Origin of the sequence: Zobellia alginiliquefaciens, assembly GCF_029323795.1 — a bacterium.
GTDB lineage: Bacteria > Bacteroidota > Bacteroidia > Flavobacteriales > Flavobacteriaceae > Zobellia > Zobellia alginiliquefaciens.
In genome coordinates, this window is record NZ_CP119758.1 from 971,565 (window position 1) to 991,726 (window position 20,162).

Annotated in this window: 20 protein-coding genes; 9 read left to right on the forward strand and 11 right to left on the reverse strand. The window is 39.0% G+C overall.

Features of this window, described 5'->3' with window-relative positions:
• The first annotated feature begins 15 nt into the window (after positions 1 to 15).
• Both P0077_RS04005 and P0077_RS04010 read left to right on the forward strand, forming a co-directional pair.
• Positions 16 to 723, forward strand: coding sequence for a class I SAM-dependent methyltransferase (locus P0077_RS04005; RefSeq protein ID WP_276167877.1), 708 nt, complete (start codon positions 16 to 18; stop codon positions 721 to 723).
• 50 nt (positions 724 to 773) lie between these two features.
• On the forward strand, positions 774 to 1,697 hold the full coding sequence (locus P0077_RS04010; RefSeq protein WP_276167878.1) for a hypothetical protein: 924 nt from the start codon (positions 774 to 776) through the stop codon (positions 1,695 to 1,697).
• A 9-nt stretch (positions 1,698 to 1,706) separates the two neighbouring features.
• Here the strand turns inward: P0077_RS04010 and P0077_RS04015 are convergent, their stop codons facing one another.
• Positions 1,707 to 2,339: a 7-carboxy-7-deazaguanine synthase QueE gene (locus P0077_RS04015; protein WP_276167879.1), complete on the reverse strand. Its 633-nt coding sequence runs from the start codon at positions 2,337 to 2,339 to the stop codon at positions 1,707 to 1,709.
• A gap of 189 nt (positions 2,340 to 2,528) precedes the next feature.
• Between P0077_RS04015 and P0077_RS04020 the strand changes: the two genes are divergently transcribed.
• The 5 genes from P0077_RS04020 to P0077_RS04040 are packed head-to-tail and all read left to right on the forward strand — an operon-like array spanning position 2,529 to position 6,924.
• The gene (locus P0077_RS04020; RefSeq protein ID WP_194524585.1) at positions 2,529 to 4,034 is read left to right on the forward strand and encodes a helicase HerA-like domain-containing protein; all 1,506 of its coding nucleotides are present in this window, start codon (positions 2,529 to 2,531) and stop codon (positions 4,032 to 4,034) included.
• A gap of 46 nt (positions 4,035 to 4,080) precedes the next feature.
• Positions 4,081 to 4,629 (forward strand): hypothetical protein, encoded by a 549-nt coding sequence (locus tag P0077_RS04025; protein ID WP_276167880.1) that lies wholly within the window; start codon positions 4,081 to 4,083, stop codon positions 4,627 to 4,629.
• 40 nt (positions 4,630 to 4,669) lie between these two features.
• The gene (locus P0077_RS04030; RefSeq protein ID WP_276167881.1) at positions 4,670 to 5,635 is read left to right on the forward strand and encodes a YitT family protein; all 966 of its coding nucleotides are present in this window, start codon (positions 4,670 to 4,672) and stop codon (positions 5,633 to 5,635) included.
• Between the two features lie 12 nt (positions 5,636 to 5,647).
• Complete coding sequence (locus P0077_RS04035) at positions 5,648 to 6,487, forward strand: alpha/beta fold hydrolase (protein WP_276167882.1); 840 nt, start codon at positions 5,648 to 5,650, stop codon at positions 6,485 to 6,487.
• A gap of 11 nt (positions 6,488 to 6,498) precedes the next feature.
• A complete protein-coding gene (locus P0077_RS04040; RefSeq protein ID WP_276167883.1) occupies positions 6,499 to 6,924 on the forward strand; it encodes a VOC family protein in 426 nt (141 codons plus the stop codon).
• Between the two features lie 46 nt (positions 6,925 to 6,970).
• On the opposite strand, the gene P0077_RS04045 is transcribed toward P0077_RS04040, so the two are convergent.
• The 5 genes from P0077_RS04045 to P0077_RS04065 form a co-directional block, all read right to left on the reverse strand.
• Positions 6,971 to 7,942 carry an aldo/keto reductase gene (locus P0077_RS04045; protein WP_276167884.1) on the reverse strand — a complete coding sequence of 324 codons (972 nt, stop codon included), beginning with the start codon at positions 7,940 to 7,942 and terminating at the stop codon, positions 6,971 to 6,973.
• A 47-nt stretch (positions 7,943 to 7,989) separates the two neighbouring features.
• Positions 7,990 to 8,850 carry an alpha/beta hydrolase gene (locus P0077_RS04050; RefSeq protein WP_276167885.1) on the reverse strand — a complete coding sequence of 287 codons (861 nt, stop codon included), beginning with the start codon at positions 8,848 to 8,850 and terminating at the stop codon, positions 7,990 to 7,992.
• 12 nt (positions 8,851 to 8,862) lie between these two features.
• Positions 8,863 to 10,284: a Gfo/Idh/MocA family protein gene (locus P0077_RS04055; RefSeq protein WP_276167886.1), complete on the reverse strand. Its 1,422-nt coding sequence runs from the start codon at positions 10,282 to 10,284 to the stop codon at positions 8,863 to 8,865.
• A 39-nt stretch (positions 10,285 to 10,323) separates the two neighbouring features.
• The gene (locus tag P0077_RS04060; RefSeq protein ID WP_276167887.1) at positions 10,324 to 11,085 is read right to left on the reverse strand and encodes a 3-keto-disaccharide hydrolase; all 762 of its coding nucleotides are present in this window, start codon (positions 11,083 to 11,085) and stop codon (positions 10,324 to 10,326) included.
• A 209-nt stretch (positions 11,086 to 11,294) separates the two neighbouring features.
• Positions 11,295 to 12,599: an MFS transporter gene (locus P0077_RS04065; RefSeq protein ID WP_276167888.1), complete on the reverse strand. Its 1,305-nt coding sequence runs from the start codon at positions 12,597 to 12,599 to the stop codon at positions 11,295 to 11,297.
• Between the two features lie 133 nt (positions 12,600 to 12,732).
• Between P0077_RS04065 and P0077_RS04070 the strand changes: the two genes are divergently transcribed.
• Positions 12,733 to 12,882 (forward strand): hypothetical protein, encoded by a 150-nt coding sequence (locus P0077_RS04070; RefSeq protein ID WP_276167889.1) that lies wholly within the window; start codon positions 12,733 to 12,735, stop codon positions 12,880 to 12,882.
• A 24-nt stretch (positions 12,883 to 12,906) separates the two neighbouring features.
• On the opposite strand, the gene P0077_RS04075 is transcribed toward P0077_RS04070, so the two are convergent.
• The 5 genes from P0077_RS04075 to P0077_RS04095 all read right to left on the reverse strand — a co-directional run bounded on the left by P0077_RS04075 (position 12,907) and on the right by P0077_RS04095 (position 19,320).
• Positions 12,907 to 13,998: a PAS domain-containing sensor histidine kinase gene (locus tag P0077_RS04075; RefSeq protein WP_276167890.1), complete on the reverse strand. Its 1,092-nt coding sequence runs from the start codon at positions 13,996 to 13,998 to the stop codon at positions 12,907 to 12,909.
• A 288-nt stretch (positions 13,999 to 14,286) separates the two neighbouring features.
• Positions 14,287 to 15,366: a sensor histidine kinase gene (locus P0077_RS04080; RefSeq protein WP_276167891.1), complete on the reverse strand. Its 1,080-nt coding sequence runs from the start codon at positions 15,364 to 15,366 to the stop codon at positions 14,287 to 14,289.
• A 136-nt stretch (positions 15,367 to 15,502) separates the two neighbouring features.
• Positions 15,503 to 16,387, reverse strand: a complete 885-nt coding sequence (folD, locus tag P0077_RS04085) for a bifunctional methylenetetrahydrofolate dehydrogenase/methenyltetrahydrofolate cyclohydrolase FolD (protein ID WP_276167892.1) — start codon at positions 16,385 to 16,387, stop codon at positions 15,503 to 15,505.
• Between the two features lie 50 nt (positions 16,388 to 16,437).
• Positions 16,438 to 17,775, reverse strand: a complete 1,338-nt coding sequence (gene ffh, locus P0077_RS04090) for a signal recognition particle protein (protein ID WP_276167893.1) — start codon at positions 17,773 to 17,775, stop codon at positions 16,438 to 16,440.
• 174 nt (positions 17,776 to 17,949) lie between these two features.
• Positions 17,950 to 19,320 carry a hypothetical protein gene (locus P0077_RS04095; RefSeq protein WP_276167894.1) on the reverse strand — a complete coding sequence of 457 codons (1,371 nt, stop codon included), beginning with the start codon at positions 19,318 to 19,320 and terminating at the stop codon, positions 17,950 to 17,952.
• A gap of 108 nt (positions 19,321 to 19,428) precedes the next feature.
• Here P0077_RS04095 and P0077_RS04100 point away from each other — a divergent pair, with 108 nt between their 5' ends.
• Positions 19,429 to 19,941: an RNA polymerase sigma factor gene (locus P0077_RS04100; RefSeq protein ID WP_276167895.1), complete on the forward strand. Its 513-nt coding sequence runs from the start codon at positions 19,429 to 19,431 to the stop codon at positions 19,939 to 19,941.
• The last annotated feature ends 221 nt before the right edge of the window (positions 19,942 to 20,162 follow it).

Consider the following 20,162-nt stretch of genomic DNA (forward strand, 5'->3'; position numbering starts at 1 on the left):
AAACCCTTTTAACAGATGATAGACGTTTTCGGCAATGCCATATTAGATTATCAAAAAGGAAACTATAGTGACGATATCATAACCTATTCTTCTTTAGACGAAGAAGATAGTATTCCCGTTCCCTACCTCTTCAGAAACTTCAAAGAAATGCCAAAACTGGAGCAAGAGGCGTTAAAGCTTTGCAAGGGAACTGTTTTAGACGTGGGTTGCGGAGCCGGAAGCCATAGTTTATATCTACAGAAAAAAGGGCATGAGGTTACCGCGTTAGACTACTCAAAAGGAGCTACGGATACCTGTAAATTAAGGGGTATTCAAAATGTAGTCTGTACGGATATCTACAATTTTCAAAATCAAAAATTCGATACTTTACTACTGCTAATGAACGGTATTGGCATTGTGGGCCAACTGGCCAACACCACCAAATTCTTTGAACACATTAAAACACTCATGAATCCTGGCGCACAAGTTTTATTAGATTCCAGTGACATTATTTATATGTTCGAGGAAGATGAAGATGGTGGTGTTTGGGTTCCTAATACGGGTTCATATTATGGAGAGATTGAATTCCAAATGCAATACAAAGACCAAAAAAGCGATTCCTTTTATTGGTTATACTTAGATTTCAATACTTTAGAAATGGCCGCAGAAGCGAACGGTTTTGGCTGTAAACTTGTAAGAAACGGCGAACATTACGACTATTTGGCTAAATTATGGCTCAAATAACAGTATTTTTCGCCATTTTTGTTCTCTCTTTTAGTCCCTAAAATTCTGAAATGAAAAAGTTACGATTACTTCCACTCGCTTTATGTCTTGTTTTTTTATTCGGATGTTCTTCAGATGATTCAATCGTAAGTCAAGAAAGAGAAACCGCACAAGCCAAAGAAGCCAGCCTTAAAAGTGCCGGGGCTTCTGCCAAAGACCTTTTATCGAACGATACTTTTTCAAAGCTTTTAATCGAAATTGCATACGTGGACGGTTTTAAACCTACGGACGAAGCAATAGAGGGTTTTACATCCTACTTAAAGGAAAGGACCTTTAAAGAAGAGATTGAACTAAAATATACAAAACTAGCATCTCCCGATGAAGAAAGCCTGACGCTCGAAGAAATTGCCGAACTAGAATCTGACAACCGTACCGTTTACAATGATGGTTCTACACTGGGACTTTACATCTACTTTGCAGATGCACCTGCAGAAGGCGATGAGGAGGAAGAAGGGCTGGTTACACTAGGTGCCGTTTACCGAAATACCTCCATGATCATTCATGAAGTAACAGCTCGAAAACTAGCTGACCAAAATTTTTTCATTACCGATGCCGAAGTTGAAAACAGTACTTTAAACCATGAGTTCGGACATCTTTTTGGACTTGTAAATCTAGGAACCAAACCCATAAACGACCATGAAGACATTGAACGCGACGAAGATGGCAAACCGGTACTGGATAAAGACGGAAATACAAACGGTAACAGTCACTGCTCTGTTGATGGCTGCCTAATGCAAGCGGAATTGCAATTTGGCGGTTTTGCCAATAAATCTGCAAAAACCGGCTCATACGAGGCTGGTATTACCGCTGCTTGTCGTTTAAGTGGAAAGGACGTACTTAGAATGCTAGAATCACAAACTTCAAAAGGCCTTTATCAGCCACCGAGCTTGGATGCTGAATGTCTTTTAGATCTTCAATCCGTTGGTGGCCGTTAAGCTATTTTTCTAGGGAATATTTAAATACTTATGGGTCTGGAGCGAGACTTTCCATTTAGGATTCTCCATTACATAGTCCACTATCATAGGTACGACCTTATCACGCACGCTCCATTCCGGTTGCAAGTAGAGAATACAATCTTTGTTCGTTTTTGCAGCTTCTTGCTCAGCAAAAATCAAATCGTGCTTATTATACACAATTACCTTTAGCTCGTGTGCCTTATCATACACCTCACCAACAGGTAATTTGTTCTTTTTTGGCGAAAGACAAATCCAATCCCATGTACCGGTTAAAGGATAAGCTCCAGAAGTTTCAATATGTATATTTAGATTTTTTGCCTTCAATGCATCGGTTAGGGGCTTCATATTCCACGTTAAAGGCTCACCTCCCGTAATAACAATAGTATCGGAATATTTGGCTGCATTCTCCGTAATCTTTTCTATTGCCGTTGGCGGATGCGTCTCAGCGTTCCAACTTTCTTTTACATCGCACCAGTGGCATCCTACATCACAACCACCAACACGAATAAAGTACGCTGCCGTGCCTTTATGGAAACCTTCGCCCTGTATGGTATAGAATTCCTCCATTAGGGGCAACATGTTTCCCTTATCCACTTCCTGTAAAACTTCATCTTTAACCATCGTGCAAAGATACGTCACGTAACTCCCAAAACCCAAATTCTGATTCTTAAATTAAAGTATTGGCCTATAATCCCTTAAACCTGTGCTTTTAACCGTTTACACCAAACTTGCGTTTAACCAAACCCAAACTTCTCTAAAAGTCACCGCTAAACATTAAAAATTCTCTTATTTTTACTCAAAATACGACCAATGGCTACTACAGACGAATTCTTTAAACACATTGAAAGCGGTTACGCTACCAAAGGCGATTATATTGTAATGGGAGCGGCAATGCTTAATGAAGAAGCCATTACCAACGCACACGTAAAGGTTCCTTTAAAAACATTGAACCGTCATGGACTCATTGCCGGAGCTACCGGAACGGGCAAAACAAAGACGCTCCAAGTTCTAGCCGAAAATCTATCCGATAAAGGTATTCCGGTTTTACTGATGGATTTAAAGGGAGATTTAAGTGGTATTGCACAACCCAGCCCAGGGCACGCAAAAATTGATGAACGCCACGCTAAGATAGGCCTGCCGTTCGAGGCCAAATCTTTTCCTGTGGAAATCCTTTCGCTCTCGGAACAAGACGGTGTTAAGCTGAGGGCTACCGTTTCTGAATTTGGCCCCGTACTTTTATCCCGTATTCTAGACCTTACGGAAACCCAAGAAGGAATTGTTGCCGTTGTTTTTAAATATTGCGACGATAATAAACTCCCTCTTTTAGATTTAAAGGATTTTAAAAAAGTGTTACAATATGCCACGGGTTCTGGCAAAGCTGAATTTGCCAAGGATTACGGTAGAATTTCATCTAGCTCCACAGGAGCTATCCTTAGAAAGATTATAGAATTAGAGCAGCAAGGAGCCGATTTATTTTTTGGTGAAAAATCATTTGATGTAGACGATTTAACACGGGTGGATGAAGAAGGAAGGGGATTCATTAATATTTTGAGGTTAACCGATATTCAAGACCGTCCAAAACTGTTCTCCACGTTTATGCTAAGTTTGTTGGCGGAGATTTACAGCACTTTCCCTGAGCAAGGCGATAGTGACAGGCCGGAATTGATTCTATTTATAGACGAGGCCCACCTTATTTTCAACGAAGCCTCCAAAGCATTATTAGACCAAATTGAAAGTATTGTAAAGCTCATTCGCTCAAAAGGTATTGGACTTTATTTTGTTACCCAAAACCCTGCAGATGTTCCTAACGAAGTACTGTCGCAATTAGGACTTAAAGTACAACATGCGCTTCGTGCATTTACGGCCAGGGATCGAAAAGCAATAAAACTTACGGCAGAGAATTATCCTATTTCCGAGTATTACGATACTAAAGAAGTTCTAACATCTTTAGGTATTGGAGAAGCTTTGATTTCTGCACTGGATGAAAAAGGGAGGCCTACGCCACTAGCCGCTACTTTGCTCCGAGCCCCTATGAGCCGCATGGACGTATTGACGGATAGCGAGCTAAAATCTGTAATAAAGAGCTCCAAACTAGTCAAAAAATATGGTGAAACCATAGACCGTGAAAGCGCTTATGAAATTCTAAACGAAAAGATAGAAAAGGCTGAAAAAGAAGCCGAAAAAGAGAAAGCAAAGCCAAAAACAAGCTCGAGAAGAAGAAGTACCAGTACAAGGCAGAATCCGGTTATTAAAGTCTTGACCAGTGCCACTTTTATTCGTGGTGTTCTGGGTGTGTTGAAAAAAGTTATGCGATAAAGTAAAACATAACTTTCAGATTTAAACAAACAATTTACATAAGTACATGAAAAGTATATTAGTTAGCATTTGCCTAATCGTTTGCCTAGCAAGTTGTAGTAAAGAAAAGGATACCTCCTTTTCGATCATAAAAGACCGTGTTGGCAAATTGGACCGCATCAGTTTGGTGCGCGACTTAAAGATTATTTATGAAAACGATTCAATTGTAAAAGATAGTACCAGTACCAACAGTGCCAATAACAGTAGAAAAGTTAAGATTTTTGAAAAAGGGGGAAAACCCCTATTAACTCTCACACCTAATTCGGATAGCATACCTACCATAGAAAATATTAGGATTGAAGACCCTCGTTTTTCTACGGATAAAGGGGTTGGCCTAAATAGTACTTTTAAAGACATCAAAGACAATTATACAATTAAAAAGGTCATAACCTCAATGAATAACGTGGTGATTCTTTTAAAAGATAGTGATGTCTATTTTACGATCAGCAAAGAGCAACTACCTTCTAGTTTGCGTTACGCTTCAAGTGTAAACATTGAAGCTGTTCAGATTCCTGATGATGCAAAAATTAAATATATGATGGTCGCTTGGGATTAACTTCCCTCCAATAATTTAGAATAAACTTTAACCCCGTGCCATGAATACGCTTCTACAATATATCTTGGTACAACGGGCCAAGGCTAAGCATAAGGACAAAAAGGGAATTGCCAAAAGGCAATTGGTCCAAGAAATAAGGTCTGGGCAAGTAGAACTTGTACATGCCGTTAAGGAAATACTTTTTATAGCTATTGGTGTAGGCGCCGCAGGATTTGGTTTGAAAGGTTTTTTATTGCCTAACCATTTTATTGATGGCGGAGCAACCGGTGTATCCCTATTGATCCAGGTGAAATCTAACATCTCACTTGGTATTTTGTTGTTGCTGGTAAATTTACCCTTCATCCTTCTTGGGGCTAAAACAATCAGTAAAAAATTTGCGGTACGGAGCATCTTTGCCATTATAGCTCTCGCTATTGTAGTTCATTTTGTGCCCTACCCTATCATTACAAGTGATAAACTTTTGATTGCTGTATTCGGCGGATTTTTCTTGGGCCTTGGTATTGGTATGGCCATGCGTGGAGGGAGTGTTATAGATGGTACGGAAGTACTTGCTATTTACCTTAGTAGAAAGTGGCACTTAACCATTGGGGATGTGCTTCTCCTTATAAATATTATTATTTTTTCAGCAGGTGCGTATCTGTTAAGCGTAGAAACCGCTCTTTATGCCATTCTCACCTATTTAGCAGCCGCCAAGACCGTAAACTATGTGGTAGATGGCGTTGAAGAATATATTGGTGTCACTGTAATTTCACCTAAAAACGAGGATATTCGGATAATGCTGACAGAAAAAATGGGAAGAGCTTGCACCGTATACAACGGAAAAGGAGGTTTTGCAAAAGATGGCACTGCACGAATTTCCACAGAAATTATCTATACAGTAATGACCCGACTAGAACTAGCACGATTAAGCACCGAAATTGACAAAATAGATAAAAACGCCTTTATCGTTATGGGGGTGGTAAAAGATATAAAAGGAGGAATGATAAAAAAGAAACCTCTAAAATAGCTCATAAGGCTTATGAAAAAAACTTTGAACAAATTACTCCCAAAAGTTTACGGACGGTATTTTAATCTACTTGCCAGAGCATCTAAAGAAAAAGCGGCAGAAAAAGCTTTCTACACTTTTTGCACGGTCAGAAAAGGAAAGGTATTACCTAACCAAAAAGAATATTTAGACCAAGCCAAAAGTGAGGTTATTGAAGTAAAAGGCCATACTTTACAGACCTATCATTGGCCCGGCAATAAGGAGACAGTTCTATTGGTACATGGTTGGGAAAGCAATACTTTCAGATGGCGAAATCTTATTGCCAAACTTCGTGAAGCGGATTATAACATTATTGCTTTTGATGCTCCCGCTCATGGTTATTCTTCTGGTCAATACCTAAATGTCCCACTTTATTCAGATGGGCTGCAAACCATGATTGAAAAACACCGACCCAAATATCTTATTGGGCATTCTGTTGGGGGCATGACTCTTATGTACAATGAATTTTACCATCAAAATTCCGAGGTAGAGAAGATGATTACCATAGGCTCCCCTTCCGAGTTTTATGAAATAATGGACCACTACCAACGCTTACTTGGTTTTAACACCAAAGTACGCGAGGCGTTAGAAGCCTTAGTTCTTAACCGATTTGGATTTACTGTTAGAGAATTTTCAACATCGCGATTTGCCGAAAAGAATATTAAAAAAGGACTTTTATTTCACGATGAAGAAGACAAGCTAGCTCCTTTTCATGCTTCGGAAGCGGTTCACGCACATTGGAAAAACAGTACTTTCGTACGTACAAAAGGGCTGGGCCATTCCATGCATCAAGAGCACATTAATGACCAGATTATAGATTTTTTAAATAATTAATCCTGAAGCCTATGCCAACTGTAACTCCTTTTCATATTGCCATTCCCGTTCACAACTTAGATGAATGCCGAACGTTTTATAGGGAAACCCTAAACTGTGAAGAAGGCCGTAGTAGCGACCACTGGGTAGATTTTAATCTATTTGGACATCAATTGGTCATTCATTACAAAGCAAAAGCCAACTCGGAAGACCTCCACAGTAACCCTGTAGATGGCAAAAACGTTCCTGTACCCCATTACGGTGTTGTTTTACCTTGGGACGTTTTTGAATCTTTCTCAGAAGAGCTAAAAAACAAAAATGTTCAATTTGTAATAGAACCTTATGTACGTTTTAAAGGAGAAACCGGGGAGCAAGCTACCATGTTCTTTTTAGACCCTGCAGGAAATGCATTGGAATTCAAAGCGTTTAAAGATATGGGGCAATTGTTTGCGAAGTAAAAACCGTACCACTCGTAGACTACGCTCAGAGTGGCACGGTACTATTCTATTGTGACCACTCTGTGGGCTTTCTTACCCAACGGTGTTTTTGTAATTCTTCAACTAACTCTTTTGGCAATCCTTTACCATCACTGGTAGCGGTATTGGCCAGAACATTACGTTCTTTTCGCATTCCGGGAATAGTTGTCGCTATAGTTTTATTCTCTAATATAAACCGAAGTGCCATCTCAGCCATGGTCATTCCTTCTGGAATTAATGGTCGTAAGGCATCTGCATGGTCCACACTAGAATTTAGGTTTTCAGGCACAAAATAAGTCCCACGCCAGTCGCCTTCAGGAAAAGTGGTTTCCTTGGTCAGGTTTCCGGTTAATGTACCTTCATCAAAAGGAACACGGGCAATTACTGCAATATCCATCTCCTCGCACAGCGGAAAAAGTACGTCTTCCGGATTTTGGTCAAAAATATTATATATCACTTGAACGGCATCTATTAACCCTGTCTTTATGGCCTCAATACCATTTTCGGGCTCCCAGCGGTTCACGCTAATTCCCATAGCTCCTATTTTTCCCGCTTTCTTTAAATCCTCTATAGCACGTTGCCATTCCTCCCGGTGAGACCATCCATCGTCCCATGTATGAAACTGCATCAAGTCAATACGCTCCATACCTAGATTCGTCAAAGTTTTCTCGGTATACTCTATGATATGGCTTGTTGGATATGAATCCTCAAATTTATACTCAGGTTTTGCCGGCCAATTGAAATTTTTAGGCGGAATCTTACTTGCCGTATACAGTTTAGTTTTGGGATGTCTCCGAACGAGTTCACCAAGCAACTCTTCACTATGACCTTCACCGTAACCCCAGGCGGTATCAAAAAAATTGACTCCGTTTTCAACCGCAAGGTCTAGAGATTTTGCAGATTGTTCATCATCTGACTGTGTCCAGCCGGCCATTCCCCACATTCCGTATCCTACTTCACTAACTAGCCAATCGGTTCTCCCGAATCTTCTATAAATCATTCTATATTTTTAATATTATTTTATTCCTCTAAAAAGGATATTTATCTCTAATGTTGATGAAAAGCATCGGAAACAAAACCAAGAACGACCGGTAAGGATTCCCGCCAGTAGGTCCACGTATGGCCACCATCGCGCACGCGATATTCATGTGGAATTTTCTTCTTTGTCATTGCAATGTGCATTAAACTATTGCCCTCAAACAAGAAATCATCATCACCACAATCTATATACCACCTTACGGATTTTACATCTTCTTCCGGTACGGTCTTTAACAGTTCCAAAGCATTGTGTCTTTTGAAATATTCCTTTATTTCAGCTTCGCTATACTTTACGCCGCTTTTCTTCAATCGCTCTTTAAAATCGGAGATAGTCAATGGGCCAATATAGGCACTTAACGGACAAGCAGAAGAAAAAAGTTCAGGACGGTGCATTGCATACATGAAGGTTCCTCCCCCACCCATGGAAAGCCCGGAAATAGCCCTATAACGTTTTTCGGTTTTAATCCTATACTTCTCCTCTACATGGGGCATAAACTCCTCAAAAAAGAAATCCTCATAACGCCAATCCTTCCCCTGATTAAAATATCCTCGTTTACCTGTATTGGCATCCGGCATCACAATTATCATTGGCGTAGCCGTTCCTTCTTTTATTGCATTATCCGTAATGCGCAGGACCTCTCCAAACTGTACCCAGCCTGTTTGGTCATCACCTGCCCCGTGCAGCAAATAGAGAACCGGATAGGAGCGTTGCGAAGTTTCATAATCCGGAGGCAAGTATACCGCGTACTTCCGCTCCCCTTTTAAGATTTCACTCTTTAATGTCAATTCATCGAACACCTTTCCTGTTTGACCGAAAACGGAAACACTTAGAAAAAGACCAATGAAAACTGTAGAAATTAATTTATTCATTTTTACTTCCTATTAAAACTCTCGGTAATCACCACCTAAGAATTGATTGGCCTCATCTTCCGAAAATTTCGCACTCTTAGCATCCCAATGTAAGGTCTGATTTGGAAAACGACCTGCAATTACCCCAAGCAAAATGGTTTCCGTTAATCTTCCTGCATAAGAAAAAGGAGCTGTAGTCTGGCCTTTACCTAAACAAGCGTCTACAAACTGATGATAGTGCTTTGGACCTTCCGTATCATAATTACGAATAGGCTCTCCTAAATTATTGGCTTTGGAAACCTCGGCAATTTCTTTGGAGATATCCACATACTTGCCCTTTACGATTTTCTTTGGCAATTGCATAAAATGAGGTAATAACAAACGTCCTTTTTTACCAATAAACATAGCTCCTTGATCAGGTAATTGACCTGCTCCGGCAACACCCGCATCTAACGATATGTCATTTTTTTGTCCATCGCCATTTTTTTGTTGATTGCCGGCACCTTTGCTGTCCGGCAGTTTTAAATCTTCATGCTCTGGCGGCATTCCAGGGCCGTCATACCAAATCCATTTAAGGTTTTTGGTAGTGTATTCCGTTCCGGGAAATTCATAAGTTACCGTATTGTTCTCAGGAAAACCGTAACCGTTAGGCTCACGACATTCATTCTTAATAGTTAAGGGTACATCTAAGTTTAAAGCATTGTAGGGCGTATCAAAAATGTGCACACCCATATCCCCTAGCGTACCACAACCATAATCCAATAACCTTCTCCATTTACCGGGGTGGTAATAGCCTTCTTTATAAGCGCGCTCTTTGGAAGTACCCAACCAAAGGTTCCAATCCAATTGTTCCGGAACCGGGTCTTCCCCTTGTGGCTCTTCTCCGTTATAACCCCATGATTTTGGAGACCAAGCATGTACAGTATGAACCTTGCCTATTATACCGCTTTGAATTAAAAGAGTAGCCAAGCGGTAATCATAAAAAGAATGCACCTGAATACCCATTTGGGTAACCAAATTCTTCTCTTTGGCCAATTGCATCATTTTTCGGGACTCATCTACATAATGGGTCAACGGCTTCTGACAATATACAGGCTTGTTCATTTCCATTGCCATTAAAGAAGCAGGCGCATGGGTATGGTCCGGTGTAGAAACGACTACAGCATCAATCTCATCGCCCATTTCGTTTAGCATTGCCCTATAGTCAAAAAACACACGTGCCCCTGGGTGCAGTTTATGAGCTTTTGCCAAGTTAACAGAATCAACATCGCATAACGCAACAACATCTACGGAACTGTGGGAAGCAATTGCATTCAAATCTTCAGCTCCCATATTACCCACACCAATGTGGGCCGTTCTAAGTCTTTTGCCATTTTGAAAAGCCCATGCCGCATTGGGCAGTAGAGCGAAAGAAGATACCGCCGCTGCGCTTTTTAAGAATTCTCTTTTGTTCATTTTCAAGTAATTTGGATTGTTGGGTATGTGCTTAGTATTCTAAAGTTCTTTAATTTTTACATTCTTGAGCCAAAGTGGACTATCATGATCTTGAAAACCGATATATCCCTTTTTAAAAGAGCCATATTTAGGCGCATCTTTCCATTTTCCTTGAGCTTTACGCTCTTTCCAGTCTTCTGACCAGGGCACGAAAGACAATAGTTTTTTTCCGTTGAGCCAATGTTCTACATTTTCTGGCGTGAAAATGATACGGGACGTATTCCACTCTCCTGCAGGTTTCACTATTTTTTGACTTATGTCCGGTAAGTGCATGGCATAATCCGCACCTGTTTTTTGCCATTCCTCTAATTTGGCATTATTGATTTCTTCCCACTTTAAATCATCTAACATCTGGTATTCTGGAGAAACTTCGGGTATGCTCCAATCGCCTTCTTTAATATGGTATAACAGTCCACTATTACCACCTTCAGGGATTTTCCACTCCCAGTACAGCTCAAAATTATCGAACTCTTGGGCCGCATAGATAATATCCTTACCGCCTTTTCTATTTGCTTCGGTTCGTTTTTCCGTATCAAAAGTTAAGGCTCCATCCTTAACTACCCATTGTGGTGGCAAATCGTCTCCATTATAAGCTCGCCAACCATTTGTAGTAGTTCCATCAAACAGGTAAATCCATTCATCAGCAGTTTCGTTTGTGGTAACTGTTTCTATTGTTGCTTTGGATTCTTCTTTTTGTTTTTCTTGATTTTTACAGGAAATTAGAGCTACCGATATAGATAGCATCAGGGCGAGGTTTTTCATTAACAATGGTTATTTAAGTCTTTGTTTTAATAAAACTATTAGCAACAGTGTCTAAATCTAGTAACATTGGAACAAGAATCAAAGCGCACAGTTTTTAGGGCAACTTGAGGCATGACTATTGCTTTTAATCTTTCAGAATAAAAAATAAATACAGACTCGTTATAAACGAAACGAAAAGGTAGCCAATTTAACCGAACCCACCAAGTAAATTATTGAGGGTTGTTCGCCCTAATGGAAGCAATAGACAGGAATAAGAGAAATGTAAGCCCCAGATACCCAAGCAATCTGTAGGACCCAAAAGTGCTAAAACAAAGACTAAAAATAGGCGGAGCAAGCGCACTTGCCAAAATTAAAAAAGACATGACTTTTCCTGTGATAGCCCCTAAATGTGTACGCCCATAAAAACGAGGCCAAACTATGGCATTAAGGACCGCAAAAAAACCTCCTAGAATACCAAAACCGCCAATAAGCAATGGAATACCAAATGAAGAGGATAAAAACAAAAATCCAACCGAAGCCATAATTCCCCCTAAAATCATCAAATACAAATAGAGTTTTAGGTGTAAATAATCACTGAGAAAATTAAATACCAATGAAAACGTGACGGCAACTACGGATGCCGGTAAAAAAATTGAGATAGCATCATCTTTAGAAAACCCTTCACTTGCAAAAACAGAAACTACGTGAAAAGTGAGGCCAGTAATAAAAAAGCTATTAAAAGACAGTATAAGACCATACATCCAAAAGGCCCTAGTCCGTTGTGCTTCTTTGGCAGTATATTGCTTTGTTGCAGGTGCTTTGGCAGATTTTTCTTTATCCTCTATAATTTCGCCATCAGGAAGCAAGCCGTGTTCCTCGGGTCTGTTCTTATAAAATTGTAAAATGAAAAACGAAAAAATCAGTAAGGCTGCTGCTAATATTTGCCAAGTAACTTGCCAGCTGTACCCTTCTATTAACGCATTGACCCAAAGTGGTGAAGACGAAAAACCAAACGAGATAGCAACGCTGCTCAGGGCATTGACCTTTCCCCGGTTTTTATCGAACCAAATCATAATTACATTTCGGGATGCCATGGTCAGTACACCTTGCCCAGAAAACCGAAGCATAAAAAAAAGGCATGTCATTATTACAAAAGGGATTCCCCATGTATCCGCACTTAACATAGCTTTTACAAACTCACTCATTTGTACGGACCAAGAACAAAGCATGAGTGCTACCGCTAAGGTGATTGCCGCAAAAAATGCTACGTAACGTGCCCCATACTTGTCAAACCAAATACCTGCCCGACCGATAACCAATGAGCTACATATGGTACCTATCATGTACGCATTACTGAACTGATTGCGGGTTAAGCCTAGTGCATCTTTTACGGGGTCCGTAAATACGGATACCCCAATAGTCTGCCCAGGAATACTGCAGTAGATACCTATAGTACCAATGACTAGAATTACATAGCCATAGAAAACGGGACTTTTAGCTGGGTCTATGAAAGAAAATCGGTTTTTACTGGACATTTACAGAAGGAAAGTGGCAAAAGTAGTGGTTTCATCAACGAGCCTACATTTTTCTAGGTAAAGATTATGAAAAATCTATACGCAATTAAGGTTTAAGACGTTATGGATAGACCAAAACCATTAGCAATTACTCATGAGAAAATTTGCGACCGTACTGTTTGTCTTAACGGTAATCATAATTTTGAGCAGCTGTAGTATTGATGACAGCAATGATATTGAGGTTATAAAGCCCGGTGACACCGTAATTACAGGAAAAGCGATACACAAGAAATTCCTAAACTAAGGATTTGAGATATTATTGAAGTTCTTAAATCAAATTTCCGAATAGAATAGTGAAAGTACTACCTTGGTTCTCTTTACTATCTACTGTTATACTCCCCCCTAAACTAGTTACATGTTTATTCACCAAGTAAAGACCAAGACCTTTACTATCACGGGAATTATGACGATTTTTATTCAAATCAAAAAAATGAGACCCCTCTTTTTCCATATCGACCCCCAAACCGTTATCGCTATACGTTAGCTTTTTAGTTCCATCTTCTATTTCTGTTTTAATGGAAATAACAGGAATCACCCCAGGCCTAGCATATTGAATGGAATTGGATATGAGGTTCATTAAAATGCTTTCCATAAAACTCCTTTCGAACAATACCCACTCTGCCTCGGAAAAGTCTATAACAAATTCAACTTTGGCATTACATGCCAAGGTATCTATGGATTTTTTTACACGTTGAAAAACTTCATCAAAACATACCGGCACCAATTCTCTTTCCAAAAAGCTTTCCTCAGCCACAGCAACAGCTTCAACATAGGTCTTCAACGAAGTCTTTAGCCCATTTGCAGAACGTTTTATATGTTCCAATACAGTCAAAGCAGTTTCATCCTTAATCTTGCTACTATCTAACATCTCAACAAGAAACACCAAATTATTTACTGGTGATTTTAAATCGTGAGATGTTATATGATTCAGTTCCATTAACCTATCATTTATTCTGGCCAAATCGGTCACATGAGAAATGCGTTCGTTTTCTAAATCCTTTTTATGCGTTACATCTTTACCTATGGCATATATAAATTCTCTGTCTTCTGATGTAAAAGCCGTCCAATGCATCCAGACCAGTTTTCCATCTTTACAGACATATCGATTCTCAAAATTTAGCAAGGGCATATTTTGAACTAGATTTTCGCCATGTTTAATGGTTGCCTCAATATCCTCCTCATAAATAAAATCGAATATTGGCTTTGCATACAGCTCCTCTTCCGTATATCCTAGAAGCTTTGTAAATGCTGGGTTCACTTTTTTGAAGTATCCTTTAAAATCAGCGATACACAGACTATCTATTGACAAATTGAAGAATGGATCTAGCTCAAAATCTAGCGTTTCAATTAATTGTTTCATGGGTTTGGCTTAATCTAGTTTAGCTAAAACGCTCGAAACAAGACAATTGTTGCTCAATTTCCCATTATTTCCACTTAAAGGGCAATTTCCCAAGCAAAATGACGTTTGTTTATGATTTTTACACAAAAAATAAACACTTGTGTTGAAAAGATTTATCTCTCTTTTATTCGTCAACCAAACTTTTACCCAATGAAATAATTAAAAATCTATAAACAGTTATTTTTTTACCTATCTATTTCCTAACTTAACTAATGCAAGGCATATTAGAACAGAGAAGCGTAACTAAATTTAAGATTTAAACTTGATTGTAAATGTACTTCCCTTATTCACCTCACTATCTACATTTATAGAACCACCAAGACTGGTAATATGACTGTGTACTAAATAGAGCCCTACCCCTTTGCTGTCTTTTGTACCATGAAACCTTTGGTTTAAATTAAATACAAGATGTCCCACCTTGTCCATATCAAAACCAAGTCCATTATCAGTAAACACGAATGAATTTTCACCATTAACTTGATTTGTGGTTATTCTGATCTCCGGGAAAACATCAGGTTTTGCATACTTGATTGAGTTTGTAATAAGGTTAAGAAAAATACTTTCCATATAGGAAGTATTGAACCCAACACTCTCCAGAGCAGAAAAGTCTAAAAAGAATTTTGCTTTAGAATCTTCAATTAAGGAACTAATTGAACTTTTTACTTTCTGAAAAACTTCATCAAAACAAACCTCATCTATACGAATACTAGTCACTTCATTTTCCTTTAAAGCATCTACATAAGAATCTAAAGTGGTTTTAAGGCCTTCTGCAGACAGTTTTATATAATCGAGGATCTTAGCGGTTTCTTCTTTGTTATTTTCTTCAAGGCCCAGTATATCTACTAAGTATAAAAGATTATTCACGGGCGACCTTAAATCATGTGAAGTGGTATAATTTAGCTGCTTAAGTTTTTGGTTTATTTGCGAAAGATGGGCTACGTGTGATACACGTTCCGACTCCAAGCTCTTTTTATGGGTTATATTTTTAGCAATTGCATACACCAACTGTTCCTCTGGCATGGGAATAGAGGTCCAATGTAACCATATTAATTCTCCTGATTTGCAAATGTATCTGTTTTCAAAATTTACAAGAGGTTTGCTTTTTATTAAGCTTTCACGGTGAGAAGCGGTAATCTCTCGATCCTCTTCATAAATAAAATCCGAAATTAAGGTAGAGAACAGCTCCTCTTCTGAATAGCCTAGAAGTTTAACGAAGGCCGGGTTTACTTTTCGAAAATACCCATCAAAACCTGCCACACACAAAGAATCCATTGACAAGTCAAAAAAGGGATCCAGTTGTATATGTATGGGAGCTACGGCTTCTGGCATTTTATGGTTGGTCTTACAAAACCAAAACGTTGAATTACGCTAAAATGTTGTTAGCCTAGTAGCGGAAATATCTAAAAATCAAAAAATTACGCGAGCAGCCATCAATAAAGAGTTTTTGCTTCGGCTAAATGATTAATTAGTTATTACTTCTATGCCGCTCCCTTGCCAAAAGTGTATTTTTTAATAACATAGCAATGGTCATTGGGCCAACACCACCAGGAACAGGAGTAATAAACGAAGCTTTTTTACTTACTGGTTCAAAATCAACATCGCCTGTAATGTAATATCCTTTGTCTTTAGTTTCATCAGTAACCCTGGTAATACCTACATCAATAATAACCGCCCCTTCTTTTACCATTTCAGCTTTTAAGAAATGAGGCACACCTAACGCTGATACAATTATATCTGCCTGTAAAGTAAGCTCCTGAATATTCTTTGTTCTACTATGGGCAAGTGTTACGGTACAGTTTGCGGCTTCCCCTTTCTGGCTCATTAAAATACTTATGGGTCTACCTACAATATGGCTACGACCTATAACAACGGCATGCTTGCCCTGTGTATCTACTTTGTAACGTTTTAAAAGTTCCATAATACCAAACGGTGTGGCAGATATAAACGTTTCCATATCCAATGCCATTTTCCCGAAGTTGGCAGGGTGAAATCCGTCCACATCTTTATCAGGATCAACGGCCATTAAAACTTTTTCTTCGTCTATATGTTTTGGCAAGGGCAGCTGAACGATATAACCATCAATATCCGAATTGGCATTAAGCTCAGCTACTTGCTTTAACAATTCCTCTTCCGTAGTTTCGCTAGGCAAGTGAATCAAAGTTGATTCAAAACCTATTTTTTTACACGAACGTACCTTACTCCCTACGTAGGTTAGACTAGCACCATCATTACCCACAAGAACGGCAGCCAAATGAGGCACTTTCTCACCACGCTCTTTCATATTCGCTACCTCAATAGCAATCTCGTCCTTTATTTCGTTGGAAACTTTTTTTCCGTCCAGTAATTTCATTGTATTCGGTTATGGTCTAAAACTAGTCTTGTATCGCTTTATTCAAGCCCTTATTGCATTCCTTTCATATTGCCCATCATCTGCATCATCTTTTTACCGCCACCACCTTGCATCATTTTCATCATTTTGCTCATCTGGTCAAATTGCTTTAAAAGCTGATTCACTTCTTGCACTTCCCTACCGCTTCCTTTAGCGATTCTTTTTTTACGGCTAACGTTTAATTTAGAAGGATTAGCACGTTCATCTGGCGTCATACTATGAATAATGGCCTCAATATGTTTAAAGGCATCATCATCAATATCCAGACCTTTCAAAGCTTTTCCGGCACCGGGAATCATCCCCATCAAATCTTTGATGTTACCCATCTTTTTGATTTGTTGTATCTGGGAAAGAAAATCATCAAAACCGAATCTGTTCTTGGCTATTTTCTTTTGAATCTTACGGGCTTCCTCTTCATCGAACTGCTCTTGGGCACGCTCAACCAAGGAAATAACATCACCCATGCCCAAAATACGTTCGGCCATACGTGAAGGGTGGAAAACGTCAATAGCTTCCATTTTTTCACCTGTACCGATGAATTTTATAGGCTTATCTACTACGGATTTAATTGATATAGCAGCTCCACCACGGGTATCACCATCCAATTTGGTAAGTACCACACCATCAAAATTCAGAATATCATTGAAGGCCTTTGCTGTATTTACAGCATCTTGACCCGTCATAGAATCCACTACAAATAGTGTTTCTTGAGGTTGAATGGCCTTATGGATCTCAGAGATTTCATTCATCATCTCTTCATCTACCGCCAAACGACCCGCAGTATCTATAATAACTACATTATATCCTTCTGATTTTGCTTTGGCAATACCAGCTTGCGCAATCTTTACTGGGTTTTTCTCGTCACGATCGGAATACACCTCAACCCCTATCTGCTCACCAACTACGTGCAACTGGTCAATAGCCGCCGGACGATATACATCACAAGCTACCAATAAAGGTTTCTTTGTTTTCTTCGTCTTAAGAAAGTTTGCCAGTTTACCCGAAAAAGTAGTTTTCCCCGAACCTTGCAGGCCTGACATTAAAATTACAGATGGGGTGGCCGAAAGGTTAATACCTTCAGTCTCCCCTCCCATTAGTTCAGTAAGCTCATCTTTGACAATCTTTACCATTAACTGGCCGGGCTGCAATGTGGTCAATACATCTTGACCCAAAGCTTTTTCTTTGACCTTATTGGTAAACTCCTTGGCTATTCTAAAGTTAACATCGGCATCCAACAAAGCCCGGCGGACTTCCTTGGTTGTTTCGGCAACATTAATTTCCGTTATCTGCCCGTGGCCCCGTAGGGTATGTAGGGCTTTATCTAGCTTATCACTTAAATTGTCAAACATCGTCTTACTTGCTTTTGAAGAAAGGCAAATTTAATAATAACTGAGGGAAAGAACAGGATGGAAAGAAAAAAATATGACCTCATAAAAAAAGCACCCATCTTTTGATGGATGCTCTTTAATCATCTGTGGGACAAAATAGGTATCTGGTTACACTAAACTACTACATATCAAAAGCTAGTTGCATACTTTACTTAAAACAACCACTTCTTCTTTTCTCTTTATTTTTAAGTACTCCTGGCCGCATTCAAGAACCTGCCATTCACCAATATAATTTTCCAAATTTCCGCTTAGACCTCTGAACACCAGAATATTTTCTTCCACCGTCCAAGCTCCTTCATCAACCGTTTCTCCGTTAGCGGCATAAACGAACATGCGCTGTTCTGAAAATTCAATAATTAAATCTTCAAAGAATTCCCCTTTTTCATCTGCTATTTTCCAAGTACAGGTACTTAATTTAGTCTGTATACTTTCGGCGGTACAAATTGTGGGTTGGTACTCACAGTCTTTTTCCAGCACCATGGAATCCTCGCCAACGAACATTTTTATTTTTCCTTCTTTAATTTCGTAGACTTTCCAAGTGTTGTTAAAATTCGCATCATCCTCAAATTTCAATTCTAAAACCACCCTATAATCAACTACCGTTGTGCTCCATTCCCCCTCAATAGCATACCCGTTACTACCATATGCAACAACCTTCCCTTCTTCTTCAAAAGAGAACGTATAATTATTATACTGCTCAGATTGATCTATACTTTTTTGTTGCACTTGCACAAAGCTCCATGGGCATTGGACTAAAACACTATTTAATTGCTCTAGGGTAAAATCATCATCATTATAATCATTATCATCATCTTCATCACAAGCCTCCTTTGCACTTTTTAAAAGATTGGCAAGCTCTCCATTTGTATTTACGGTAACTTCTGAACTATCTGCATATTGAAAAACGACAGGGAAGTCAAAGCTTACCAAATCCGTATCCGCAAGACCGGCAAAGAACCTTCTTAGTTCCATATCGTGATTTACCGTAACGGATGTCATTTGCTGAAAATTGGCATTATACGTAAATACAGTGGTAGGGTATACTAGATCCACACATTCAATATCTGCATCATTACCTCCTTCAATACAGCCCGATGCTATTTTTTCTAGATCACCTTTAGAATTGATGGTTTCTTCTGTATAATCTGCTAGCGTTACAGTAATAGGAAAAACAATATCCATGGAACTGGCATCACCATCTATTGCATCCAAAGCCTCTTCCAAAACCTGAAGTCCGCTCATGGAAGCTATGGTTAATTTTGCATCGTTTAAAACAACGGAATACGGAAATTGAATATCAAAACAACTTGCTCCGTCCACTAAATTATCATAAGAGCCATCATTGGAAACTGTTTCTTTCAACAACTCTAGTGCCGTAGAATCAAAAGATAGTGTTTGCTCCTCATCTATCGTTTCAACAAAAGGTTCCTCATCTTGACAGGATGTCAAAGCCATTATCAGGGCCAGTAGGAAAGCCACTAATGAAAATTTAAAACACTTCTTCATATTGATCGGGAATTTAGGGGAACTTTAATTCTGAAACAACCCATAATTAAAATACCCTACTTGCACAGTTCGGATTTTTTCAAATACCTTTGGAAAAAATCACCCTAATTGGAAACCAAAAATACAGGCAATGTTTGCGAAGAGCAAGTCTTTGATACCATTTTCAAAGCTAATTCTAAAACGGTTTTCAACTATATATATTATAAGTTCGGTAATGAGGAAAAAGCCCACGACTCTGTCCAAGAAGCCTTTGTAAAGCTTTGGGAAAATTGCGCCAAGGTTTCTCCCGCTAAAGCAAAGTCCTATGTATACACCGTAGCCAATAATTTGTACCTTAATGTGATAAAAGCCGAAAAAGTTCGTTTAAAGTATGCGGACAAGACGCTAAAGGTTACCCATGAGTCTCCGGAATTCCTATTGGAAGAAGAAGAGTTTAAACAAAAATTGAACCGGGCCCTGGATAGTTTACCTGAAAACCAACGTACTACTTTTTTACTTAATCGTATAGATGGAAAAAAATATGCAGAAATAGCAGAAATGGAGGGTGTTAGCGTAAAGGCGATTGAAAAACGAATGCATTTGGCATTAAAGTCCCTTAGGGAAAAGATTGAGGGGATATAATGTTAGTAGTTAGTAGTTAGTAGTTAGTAGTTAGTAGTTAGTAGTTAGTAGTTAGTAGTTAGTAGTTAGTAGTTAGTAGTTAGTAGTTAGTAGTTAGTAGTTAGTAGTTAGTAGTTAGTAGTTAGTAGAAGTTAAAAAATATTGAGCAATCGATGGTTGATAAAATAATTCTTTTGCCATACCGAACAAGTATTGACAATAAAAAGTAGGGTATTTACGTA